The following is a 10,981-nucleotide window of genomic DNA, read 5'->3' on the forward strand; positions in this document are numbered from 1 at the left end:
CCGCACGCGTCGCGTCAGTGCCGCGAGGAGGTCACCTTCCGTAGCCCGTCGCGGTGATGTCGGCCTGGACGGCGTTCTCGGTGGCGTCCGAGGGGCAGCCGGAGGTCATGACGCCCTCGTAGAAGGTGCGGGGGCTCCGTGGCCGTTGTCGCCGCCGATGCCGAGGAGGGTGGCGCCTTCCTTCTTCATCACCACTCCTTGTGCCGGCCGGTCTCAGCGGTAACCGGCGGCCACGATGTTGGCCTGTACGGCGTTCTCGGTGGCGTCGGAGGGGTAGCCGGAGGTGATGGCTCCCTCGTAGAACGTGCCGGCGCTGAGGTTGGTGTTGCCGTTGCAGCAGTCACCGCCGCTGCCGAGGATGATCGCCCCTTGCTTCTTCATGGGGTTGTACCCGTTGGGGAGGGCGCCGGCGTACAGCGTGGCCAGGCCGCCGGACTGTGCATCGGCGCCCTTCATCGCGAACCGCGTCGTTCCGTTGTTCTTCAGCGTCGCGGTGACGAACTTGTTCTTGAAAGCACGCTGGTTGGGGTTCCAGGAGCTGCTGCCGCCGGGGAACAGGCCCCATTCGAGGTCGGCCTGGACCCAGGGACCGGAGCCGGAGCAGCCGCCGAACCAGCACGACGTGCTGAAGTTGATGGCGTCCATGGCGCCCGGGCCGTCGGCCTTGCGGGTGGTCTCGCTGTTTCCGTAGTCGAAGCAGCAGCCGTTGTTGACATGCGTGCCGCTGGTCACCATGTACATCCCCTCGGGTGCGCTGCCGGTGGGCACGCCCGTCAGATGCCCGTCCCGCCAGTAGCTGTTGCCGGGGTTGATGTACAGCGAGTACGCCTTGCTGCCCGCGACGGTGAGCGACTCGCTCGTCGCCTTGGCCGCCGTGTCGGATCCGCCGACTCCGCCCGGCCCCTGGTAGCCGAGCTTGTTGCCGCGCCCGGACTGGTCGTACACCCAGGTGACGACGCACGTGGCACCCGCGCAGAACGCGTCCTGGGCGGCGGCGTTGGCCACCCCGCCCGTGGCCACGACGCCGATGTCCCTGGTCGCGTTGTCCGAGGAGCGCCGGACCTGGTAGAGGGCGCCGTTGTACGAGGAGTACAGGGCGCGCACCGTGCTGTGGGCCGCGATGCAGGGGGTGCCGCCCGACGCGTACAGGTCGCAGGGGCCGGCGCCGGCCGCCGACGCCGGCGCCGGCCATGTCAGGGCGGCCAGCATCAGGGTCAGGACCGCCGCCACGCACGCGGCGACGGCCGCTCGTGGTCGCCGCGCGGGGGAGGGGCGGCGCGGTAAGAGCTGGGAGGGGAGGGGCATCGGTTCACTCCTTGTCGCTGGGTGTTCTGGCGAGGGGGCGGGACAGCGGGGTGTCGCCCGGCCGTCACCCGCCTGCCGCAGGGGCGCCGGGGCGGTGTCAGACCCCGTTGATGGTCCACTGGAGGTTGGTGCTGCTGCCGGAGGACCAGAGCTTGACGGTGCTGCCCGAGGTGACGGCGCCGCCTGAGTCGAGGTAGGTGCCTGTGCCCCGGTTGGCGATGGTGAAGCGGCCGTTCCCGGCCCCGCTGATCTTCCACTGCTGGTTGTTGCCACCGGTCCAGGCCGCCTGGCGTGCGGTGGCCCCGACGGTGGCGTCGCCGAAGCTGTCGGCCACCATGCCGTTGGTGCGGTTCACGATGCGGTGGTATCCGGTGCCCAGGTCCACCAACTGCCATTGCAGGTTGGTGGATCCGTCGTTGTAGGTCCACTGCTTCAGGTCGGATCCCGAGGCGACGGAGCCGCCGCTGTCCAGGGCCAGGCCGTTGGTGACGTTGCCGATCTTCACCCAGCCGGTCGGCAGCGAACCGGCGTCCAACGACGGGATCTGCCCCGAGAAGGTCAGCTTGACCACGTAGGCGGGGGCGCTGAAGGGTGCGGTGGCCGACGGCATCGAGAGGTGCAGCCCCGAGCCGTCCTGCGTGCGGTTGGGCAGGTTGACGTAGGCGCCGGCCGCCGAGTCGAGCAGCTGGACCGACTTCAGCGTGGACAGGTTGAACCGGCTCGACGTCAGCGTGGTGATGTTCAGGGTGCTGCCGGGCCAGCCCAGGACCGTGGCGTACAGGACGGTGTTGTCCTTGCTGCGGGTGAACCGGATGTCGGTGTTCTTGCCCTCCACCGGCGTGGTGAAGGAACCGCCGCCCATCTTCGTGGGCCCCTCGCCGTACGCCACCCAGGCCCGCGTGGCGTACACCGACTCGCCGAAGCGCCTGAGGTAGTCGCCGAAGCCCTGGAGGATCGACTTCTGGCCCGCCGGGATGGTGCCGTCGGCCATCGGGGCGATGTTCAGCACCATGGTGCCGTTCTTGCTGACGCGGTCGAGCAGGGCGTGCAGCAGGGCCTTGAGCGAGTAGTAGCCGATGCCGGTGGTGTAGCACCAGCTGGAACTGGACACGGAGTCGTCCGTCAGCCAGTACGGGGTCTGGATGCCGGCCGGTCCGCCGCGCTCGAAGTCGTAGACCTCGCCACGGTTGTTGAGACCGTCCTTGTAGGTGGCGACGACGTCCGTGTTCCAGGAGACGGCCTTGTTGTAGTAGTGCGCGAGGAAGTCCAGCCGCTTCGACTCGTCGATGTTGTTGAGGTCGAAGTCCTGGTAGAGGATGTCGGGTTGGTAGCCGTCGATGACCTCCTTGAGCTTGTCGAGCCACAGTTGCTGCTCGGTCGCCCGGTCCAGCTGGCCGTACAGCTTCTTGAGGCTGGGGTCCGACTGCGTGGGGACGCTGTCGAAGTAGCCGAGGAAGTTGTAGGCGTGGTGCAGGGAGACCCACAGCTTGAGGCCCTTCCTGCGGATGGCGTCGGCGTGCAGCCGCAGCATGTCGAGCCGGGGTCCCTTGGCGACGGAGTTCCACTCGTTGACGGAGCTGTTCCACTGGGAGAACCCGTCGTGGTGCTCGGCGACCGGTCCGGCGAACTTGGCTCCGGCGTCGGCGAACAGCTGCGCCCACTCGTCCGGGTCGAAGTTGCCGCCGGCCGACTTCAGTTTGGGGGCGAACTGGACGAAGCTGCCGGCCTTGTCCCGGGCGCCCTGGATGAAGTTGTGGTACGGCCACGCCGACGGGTCGCCGTACGTCGCCTTGTGGTGGTTGTTGCAGCCGTCGCCCGCCTTGTACATGAGGCGCGGGTACCACTCGCTGCCGTACGCCGGGACGCTGTAGGCGCCCCAGTGGTAGTAGATGCCGAACTTGGCGTCCTGGAACCACTCCGGCGCGGGTGGGTGCTGGTCGACCGAGGACCAGCTCGGAGTGTAATCGCTCGGACCACTGGTGGCTCTGGCGGCACCGGCGGGCAACAGCCCGGTCGTGGCCGCTCCGGTGAGACCGGACAGAATGAGCATGGTGCGACGACTGAGCCCGGAAGGAGACACGGTGGGGGACCTCTTGTCTCGGTTGGGGTGATCCGGCGCTTCGGGCCGCGTGCGCGGGCACGTCGGCGCCGCAGGCGCGGAGAACGACAGGGCTGTGCGGACCGCCGCCTCAGTCCGGCCGGGACGTCGGCCGGTCGTCGGGACACCGCGGGGATCGCCACGGCGCGGAGCGGTCCGTCGGCAGGGGCGGCGCGATGGTGACCATGTCAGTCGGGTCAATGGAACATGCTGCTCCTGAGGGTGTGAGGGGTGGAGGTCGCTCGGTCCCGCTCAGAGCCTGGACCTCGCCGGCGTGGGGCAGCCGCCTCGGTTCCGGGAAGGCGTGGATGCCGGCATGCCCAACTCCAGGCGGTGGAAGGCCGATACGGACGCATATGCGGTCGTGACGCGGGATGTCGTGCTTGTACAGCCCGTGCGAGAGACGCTCAAGCGGTGCACAGACAGCAGGTCCGGGGCGGCATTCGACGTTCGCCATGTCGGACAATGCCCGGGCCTTCGGACAACTGGATACTAGGGATCCGTGAGCCGTCGTCAATACCTGTCACGCAATTCATCGGATGTCAGGTGTCGGTTGGTGAAAGGTATTGACACGACTGTGCGCGTCCTTAGCATCAACGTCTGTCCGGTCAGCCGTTCATTGGCCGAAATACCGAACGAGCGGCTTGGGCTTCAGCGAACTGCCTGAAGACGAGGTGCGGGTGGGAGCCGGCGGGACGCCGGTCTCCACGTGCCACGCCGTTCCGCATGGGCAACAAGGTTCCGCCGGCCGCGACATCTCCCTACCCGTCATCCGAGGAGAGATCATGTCCTTGCCTCTGAGCCGCTTACGGCGGGCCAGGCCGCTCGCTGTGCTGGCCTCCGGCCTCGCTCTGACCACGGCCCTCTTCAGCGGTCAGGCGTCCGCCGACGATCCCGCGGCCGGATCGCCGTCGGCGGGACGTCATGCCGTCGCCACGACGGCTGCCGCCGCAGCCACCTCCCTGCCCTGCGACCTCTACGCCGCGGGCGGCACGCCCTGCGTTGCGGCACACAGCACGACCCGCGCGCTGTACTCCTCGTACAACGGCCCCCTGTACCAGGTGAAGCGCGCCTCGGACAGCGCAACCCGGGACATCGGCCTGCTCGGCGCCGGCGGATACGCCGACGCCGCCGCGCAGGACTCCTTCTGCGCCGGGACGAGCTGTCTCATCACGATCATCTACGACCAGTCCGGCCGCAACAACCGCCTCACCCAGGCTCCGCCCGGCGGTTTCTCGGGCCCGGCCGCCGGCGGTTACGACAACCTCGCCGACGCCACCGCCGCGCCCGTCACCGTGGGCGGCCACAAGGCGTACGGCGTCTTCGTCGCTCCGGGAACCGGATACCGCAACAACAACACCAACGGCGTCGCCAAGGGCGACCAGCCCGAGGGCATGTACGCGGTCCTCGACGGCACCCACTACAACGGCGGCTGCTGCTTCGACTACGGCAACGCCGAGACCAACAGCCGCGACAACGGCAACGGCACCATGGAGGCCATCTACTTCGGCAACAACAAGGTCTGGGGCTACGGCGCGGGCAACGGCCCCTGGGTCATGGCGGATCTGGAGAACGGCCTGTTCTCCGGCGTCAACCAGCGCTACAACGCGGGCAACCCCAGTGTCAGCCACCGGTTCCTCACGGCCGTCGTCAAGGGCGAGCCGAACCACTGGTCGATCCGGGCCGGTGACGCCCAGGCCGGCTCCCTGTCCACCTACTACAACGGGGTGCGTCCCAACGTCCCGGGCTACAACCCGATGAAGAAGGAAGGCGCCATCATCCTCGGCATCGGCGGCGACAACAGCCACGGAGCCGCCGGCACCTTCTACGAGGGCGTCATGACCTCCGGCTACCCCTCGGACGCCACCGAGAACGCCGTCCAGGCCAACATCGACTCGGCCGGCTACGCGACGTCGACCTCCGGCACCGGACCGCTCACGCCGGGCTCGAAGATCTCGCTACGGGCGACCACTTCGTGCTGCACCAGCGACTACATCGTGCACGACGACGCCGACAGCAACGTCGTCATCGCGCCGGTCTCGGCGTCCAGCCCCGCCACCACCAAGGGTGACGCCACCTGGACCGTGCGGGCGGGACTGTCCAACTCCGCCTGCCTGTCCTTCGAGTCCGCCAACCAGTCCGGTCGGTATCTGCGCCACTCGAACTTCCAGCTTCACCTGGGCGCCGACGACGGCACCTCGGGGTTCGCCCAGGACGCCACGTTCTGTCCGGAAGCAGGCCACAACGGCCAGGGCTACTCCTTCCGTTCGGCCAACTACCCGAGCGACTACATGCGCCACTACAGCTACAACGTCTACATCGCCGGCCAGGGTGGATCCCACACCTGGGACAACGCCACCTCCTGGAGTGACGACACCAGTTGGGCCGTGGGCCAGCCCTGGGCCTGACGCCTTTCCGCAGGCCTGCCCAGTGACGCCGTGCCGGCGCAGACCCAGCCGGCGCGGCGTCACGCGTGTCCCGCGTGCGCCCGCCGGCTCCCCGCCGGGCGTGTGGCGGAGGGGCGACCTGCCGTGGATCTTCGCCCCGCTCCGAGGCGTCGCCGTCCACTCAGACATGTGATGCCCTGCAATCCTATAGTCGCGAAAGTCCGTAATCGTCCATGGCTTCGAGGTGAAGGGGTCATCTTTCATCCCATCAACTGGTTGACGTGGACCCGTCAGGTGTAAGAGGTTCGTGTGCGACAGACCCGCACCGGTATCCGGGAGCCAGACCATGCCGTCAGCACGTCCGTCCCGCCGCTCCGTACTGACCGCCGCCGGCGTCACCGCCGCCGCGGCGTCGCTGCCCGTCGTGGCGGGGCAGCCCGCCGAGGCGGCCGACCGCCCACAGACGAACCTGTCCAGGCTGGTCGACATGCGGTTCGGCATGTTCAACCACTTCAACATGGGGACGTTCACCGACGAGGAATGGGCCGCGCCCCGCCAGAACCCCGAGCTCTTCTCCCCGGGCAGCGTCGACTGCGGGCAGTGGGCCGCCGCCGCGAAGGCGGCGCGGATGAGTTACGGCGTGCTCACCACCAAGCACCACGACGGCTTCTGCCTCTGGCCGTCGAAGCACAACGACTACAACGTGTCCAACAGCGGCTACCGGCAGGACATCGTCGCCCAGTACGTGAAGGCGTTCCGCGAAGCGGGGCTCAGGGTGGGCCTCTACTTCTCGATCTGGGACCGTTCCTACGACGTCCAGGGCTTCGACAGCCGGCACGGGGTCGGCGCGGACCAGTACATCGTGCCCTCCGACGTGACGTACGTCCTCGACCAGATCACCGAACTGCTGACGGACTACGGCGCCATCGACATGTTCGTCACGGACGGATACGGCTGGCAGATGGGGCAGCAGGCCATCTCCTACCAGCGTGTCCGCGAGCACGTGAAGTCTCTGCAGCCGGACATCGTGATGATCGACCACGGTGCGCTCTCCGAGCCGTTCCTCGGTGACGCGATCTACTTCGAGGAGCCTCTGGGCGTCACGGCCCCCGAGGGGAACACCCACGCCGCGCTGCAAGGGCAGACGATCAGCGACGGGTGGTTCTGGCACCCCTCGACGCCGACTGCCGACCCCATCAGCAAGGCGTCGATCCTCTCCCATCTGGTCGACCTGGAACCGAAGTACACCTCGTTCATCCTGAACTGCCCGCCCAACCGCGACGGGAGACTGGACGACAACATCGTCAGGCGGCTGGCCGAGGTGGGCGCGGCCTGGCGGCCGGACCGGTCCCGCAGGCCGCTGCCGCCTCAACTGCCGCGCGCCGAGCACCCGGTGACCCCGGTCAGTGCTTACGCGACCGGCTTCCACGTCGGCGAAGGGCCGATGAAGGCCATCGACGGCCTGAGCGACAAGGGCTACGAGACCTGCTGGTCCACGTGGTCCCTCGACCTCCCGCACTCGATCACCGTCGACCTCGGGGGAGTGTGGAGCGGCATCTCCACGCTCGAGTACCTGCCCAAGCAGTGGAACCGCAACAACACCACCGACGGCGACATCATCGCGTACGCCATCCACACCGGCACCGACGGCGTCCGCTTCACCAAGGTCGCGGAAGGCATCTGGGCGGGCAGCAGAGCGACGAAGGTCGTCGAGTGGGCTCCCCGGAACGCGGGCTTCGTACGGATCGAGGTCATGGAGGGCACCGGCGGCTATGTCAACCTCGGTGGCGTCCACATCGGTGGCCGGAGGACGAAGCCGACGCTCGTCTCGCGAGTGCTGCCGGGGGACGAGACGGTGTACCGGCTGGTGAACCGGGCCGGCGGCAAGGTCGCGGACGTCCTCGACGGCGGTACCGCCGACGGCACGGATGTCCGTCAGCAGCCCTGGCGCAACCAGGCGAACCAGCAGTGGACCTTCACCTCCACCGGTGACGGCTACTACAAGATCCGCAGCGTGGGCAGCGGCAAGCTGCTGGAGGTGGCCGGGCTCTCGCGGGCGGACGGCGGCAACGTCGGCATCTGGTCCGACGACAGTGTCCCCCAGCAGCACTGGGCGGTGACCCCGACCGGAGACGGCTACCACTACGTCACCAACCGGCTCTCCGGGCTCACCCTGAACGTCGACGACGGCTCGACGGCGGACGGCGCCGACATCAACCAGTGGACCTACACCCGCGCGCCGCGCCAGCAGTGGCAGATCGTGGCGGTGTGACCGGGGTGTACGGCGGGGCCGGAGCCGACTGACGCGGCGAGGGAGCAGATGACCCGCATGCGAAAGCCGTGCGAGCCGCGCAGCGGCGGTGTGCCCCGGAAGACCGACGACAGCGACCGGACCCTCCTCGGCGAGGACAGCTGCCCTCGGGGTCGTCCTGGCGGAGGCCCGTGGACACCGACAAGGACGACCTCGGCCGTCAGGTCCGGCTGAGCTTCCCGGGGTGACCAGGAGCGCATCCGGCGCCTGACGGTCGTGCCTCCGGTCTCGGCCGGGGGGTCGAGGCCGTCAGCGGCGCGGACGCTCCAGCGTGAGGAGCAGACCCTCGACCGCGCCGGGCCCGATACGGCCCTTGACGTCGGCGGAGGTGATGGCCTTGAGGGCCCAGCCGTCCTCGGCGTGCTTGTTCAGGACCTTCTCCAGCTTGTCGCTGTCGAGTGCGTCTCCGATCAGTGACTCGCGAAAGGTGACGACCTTGTACTCGAGTGCCTGGGGGTTGCTCATGTCTGGGGGCCTTCCCGTGCATGGAACTGGCTGACGGAACCGGTACCAGCCAACCACCGAACCGCGTCGCCGCGCGCGGCGGGGTCGCTCCCCATGGGACGGGGCCGGCCGGTTCCCCGGCGGCGGACGGGGGCGCAAGCGACGGGATGCGGGGGTGCCGGGAGATGCCGCTCGCCGCGGGTATCGGGCACGGGTGTGAGCGTGGGCACGGCGCCGGGGAGTCCTGAGCGGTCCCCCGTAGTTCACGCCGGGCCCGGCCTGGGATAAGGTCCCCCCGGTTCCGGCTACCGATCGAAGACGCGTCGGTACGGGGAGTGTCGGAGGGGCGGCGAGGCGATGGAATCCCAGGTGGGCGACGGCAGATCCGTGGACCTGGAGGGTGCGCGGTTGGAGACGTTGACGCTCGAACCGCTGCTGACCCGGGACTACGAGACCCGTCCCGCGCTCGTGTACGAGCGGTTGCGCCAACGCCATGGCCCGGTCGCGCCGGTCGATCTCCTCGGGGTGCCCGCCTGGCTCGTGCTGGGCTACCGCGAGGCGCTCGACGTGCTCCAGGACGACGCCGGATGGCCGAAGGGCCTGGAGAACTGGCGGGCCCGCACGGACGGCGAGGTGCCGGCCGACTGGCCGCTCGGACCGTCCCTGGAGGTCAACCACGTGCTGATCCAGGGCGGCCCCGGTTACCGTCCGTTGCGCCAGGCGTGGGACGCGGCTCTCAAGCCGTTCCAGGACCCGCGTCACGCGCAGGCCAAGCGGCTGAAGAGCGCCGTCACCGCCTACGCCGACGAACTCATCAGCCTCGTGGGACAGGCGGGCGGTACGGGCCTGGCGGACCTGTCCGCCCAGTTCGCGCGTCCGCTGCCGCTGATGGTGGCCAGCCGTCTGCTCGGCTTCCCCGGTTCGCAGGGCGACGACGCCCTGATGGACATGTGGCGGGTGCTGGACGCCGGGCCGGACGCCGAACCCGCACTGGAGCGGCTGCTGGCGGCCCTGGCGGAACTGGCGGCGGTGAAGCTGAAGAAGCCGGGGGACGACTTCCCCTCCTACCTTCTCGCGGCGCACCCCGAGCTCACCCTGGACGAGTTGGCCCGTGAACTGTTCATGCTGCTGGGCATGACCTCCGACCACGTGGGGATCCTCATCTCCAACACGGTGGTCGAGGTCATCTCCGGGGAGGGCGGCGTGCGGGCCAGTCTGTCCGCCGGGATGGTCAGGGAGAGCATGAACCGGGTGGTCATGCGCAAGCCGCCGCTGGTGAACTTCGTGCCGCGCTTCGCGGCGAAGGACACGCCGCTCGGCAACTACACGATCCGGGCCGGGGATCCGGTGTGGGTCTCCTCCGCGGCGGCGCACGCAGACCCGCTCTTCGCCGGCAACGTGTGCCCGAGCACCACGGTCAGCACCCGCGCACACCTGTCGTGGGGCGCGGGCCTGCGTCAGTGCCCGGCGCGCGAACTCGCCTCGACGGTCGCGGCGGTCGGCGTGGGCCGGCTGTTCGAGCGGTTCGCCGAACTGGAGCTCGCCCTGCCCGCCGACCAACTGCCCTGGCGCTCCTCCCCGTTCATGCGGGGCCTGCGCTCACTGCCGGTGCGGTACGAACTCGCGGCGATGCCGGCCGAGCCGTCGGCGCACGCCGAGACCACGGAGTCGGCCGAGACGGCGTTGCCGGACCCGGCCGTCCGGCAGCGCTCCTCGCTGTGGCGCTATCTGACGGGCCTGATCGGCGTCGGCCGCTGACCCTGCCGACGCCCTGGAAGGGATGCGATTCCCGGGCCCGCCGCGACCTGCCCGCCCGGGCCTCGAAGGCATCGTGCCCGGACGCGCACGGTCAGCGGATGCTCAGCCCATGCTCTTCGAGCCGTCCAGGGCCTCACGGATGATGTCGGCGTGCCCGGCGTGCTGGGCGGTCTCCGCGACGATGTGCAGCAGAACCCGGCGGGCGGACCACTGCGCGCCCGGCTCGAACCACGGAGCCGACGGCAGCGGGTGCGCCGCGTCCAGGTCGGGGAGGGACGCGACCAGCGCGTCGGTGCGGTCGGCCACCTGCTCGTATTCCTTGAGCACGTCCGCCAGCGCCTCGCCGGGCAGCATCCGGAACTCGTCGGCACGCGCGGCGAAGTCGGCTTCCGTCATGGCGCTGAAGTCGCCCAGGGCCGAGGGGCCTTCGAGGATGAAGTCCGCCCAGCCTCGTTCGGTCGCGCTCACGTGCTTGATCAGCCCGCCGACGCACAGCTCGCTGACCGTGGTCCGCTGCCCGGCCTGCTCGTCGGTGAGGTCGCGGGCGGTGAAGCGCAGGAAGTGCCGCTGCTTGGCGAGAGCCTCCAACAGGTCCGCGCGCTCGCGGCTGACGGTCGGCGCTGCGGCGGTCTCGTCGTTAGTGATGCGCTTGCTCATGGGTCGCCTTCTTCCGTGAAT

The 10,981-nt window shown here is 69.4% G+C and carries 7 protein-coding genes and 1 pseudogene; 3 read left to right on the top strand and 5 right to left on the bottom strand.

Annotated features, from left to right (window positions below; all coding sequences use genetic code 11):
• Nucleotides 1-40: 40 nt before the first annotated feature.
• The 3 genes and pseudogenes from IE239_RS43490 to IE239_RS29930 form a co-directional block, all read right to left on the bottom strand.
• Nucleotides 41-189 (bottom strand): annotated as a pseudogene (locus tag IE239_RS43490) (arabinofuranosidase catalytic domain-containing protein); the annotation flags it as partial.
• Between the two features lie 24 nt (nt 190-213).
• The gene (locus IE239_RS29925; RefSeq protein ID WP_190152548.1) at nt 214-1,305 is read right to left on the bottom strand and encodes an arabinofuranosidase catalytic domain-containing protein; all 1,092 of its coding nucleotides are present in this window, start codon (nt 1,303-1,305) and stop codon (nt 214-216) included.
• A gap of 97 nt (nt 1,306-1,402) precedes the next feature.
• Nucleotides 1,403-3,355 (bottom strand): alpha-L-fucosidase, encoded by a 1,953-nt coding sequence (locus IE239_RS29930; protein WP_190152549.1) that lies wholly within the window; start codon nt 3,353-3,355, stop codon nt 1,403-1,405.
• Nucleotides 3,356-4,188: 833 nt separating this feature from the next.
• Between IE239_RS29930 and IE239_RS29935 the strand changes: the two genes are divergently transcribed.
• Both IE239_RS29935 and IE239_RS29940 read left to right on the top strand, forming a co-directional pair.
• Entirely contained in the window at nt 4,189-5,811 is a 1,623-nt protein-coding gene (locus IE239_RS29935) for an alpha-L-arabinofuranosidase B (protein WP_190152550.1), read from the top strand.
• A 325-nt stretch (nt 5,812-6,136) separates the two neighbouring features.
• A complete protein-coding gene (locus IE239_RS29940) occupies nt 6,137-8,062 on the top strand; it encodes an alpha-L-fucosidase (RefSeq protein WP_190152551.1) in 1,926 nt (641 codons plus the stop codon).
• 288 nt (nt 8,063-8,350) lie between these two features.
• Here the strand turns inward: IE239_RS29940 and IE239_RS29945 are convergent, their stop codons facing one another.
• Nucleotides 8,351-8,566: a DUF4177 domain-containing protein gene (locus IE239_RS29945; protein WP_069772325.1), complete on the bottom strand. Its 216-nt coding sequence runs from the start codon at nt 8,564-8,566 to the stop codon at nt 8,351-8,353.
• A gap of 336 nt (nt 8,567-8,902) precedes the next feature.
• On the opposite strand from IE239_RS29945, the gene IE239_RS29950 reads away from it, so the two are divergent.
• Nucleotides 8,903-10,303 (top strand): cytochrome P450 family protein, encoded by a 1,401-nt coding sequence (locus IE239_RS29950; protein WP_190152552.1) that lies wholly within the window; start codon nt 8,903-8,905, stop codon nt 10,301-10,303.
• Nucleotides 10,304-10,405: 102 nt separating this feature from the next.
• Here IE239_RS29950 and IE239_RS29955 read toward each other — a convergent pair whose 3' ends face one another.
• The gene (locus IE239_RS29955) at nt 10,406-10,960 is read right to left on the bottom strand and encodes a DinB family protein (RefSeq protein ID WP_190152553.1); all 555 of its coding nucleotides are present in this window, start codon (nt 10,958-10,960) and stop codon (nt 10,406-10,408) included.
• Nucleotides 10,961-10,981 lie beyond the last annotated feature (21 nt).

The organism is Streptomyces humidus, assembly GCF_014649655.1.
Lineage (GTDB): Bacteria > Actinomycetota > Actinomycetes > Streptomycetales > Streptomycetaceae > Streptomyces > Streptomyces humidus.

Coding starts and splice junctions, on each gene's coding strand:
- IE239_RS29940 (WP_190152551.1), top strand. CDS start 6,137: ATGCCGTCAGCACGTCCGTCCCGCCGCTCCGTACTGACCGCCGCCGGC.
- IE239_RS29925 (WP_190152548.1), bottom strand. CDS start 1,305: ATGCCCCTCCCCTCCCAGCTCTTACCGCGCCGCCCCTCCCCCGCGCGG.
- IE239_RS29955 (WP_190152553.1), bottom strand. CDS start 10,960: ATGAGCAAGCGCATCACTAACGACGAGACCGCCGCAGCGCCGACCGTC.
- IE239_RS29950 (WP_190152552.1), top strand. CDS start 8,903: ATGGAATCCCAGGTGGGCGACGGCAGATCCGTGGACCTGGAGGGTGCG.
- IE239_RS29945 (WP_069772325.1), bottom strand. CDS start 8,566: ATGAGCAACCCCCAGGCACTCGAGTACAAGGTCGTCACCTTTCGCGAG.
- IE239_RS29930 (WP_190152549.1), bottom strand. CDS start 3,355: ATGCTCATTCTGTCCGGTCTCACCGGAGCGGCCACGACCGGGCTGTTG.
- IE239_RS29935 (WP_190152550.1), top strand. CDS start 4,189: ATGTCCTTGCCTCTGAGCCGCTTACGGCGGGCCAGGCCGCTCGCTGTG.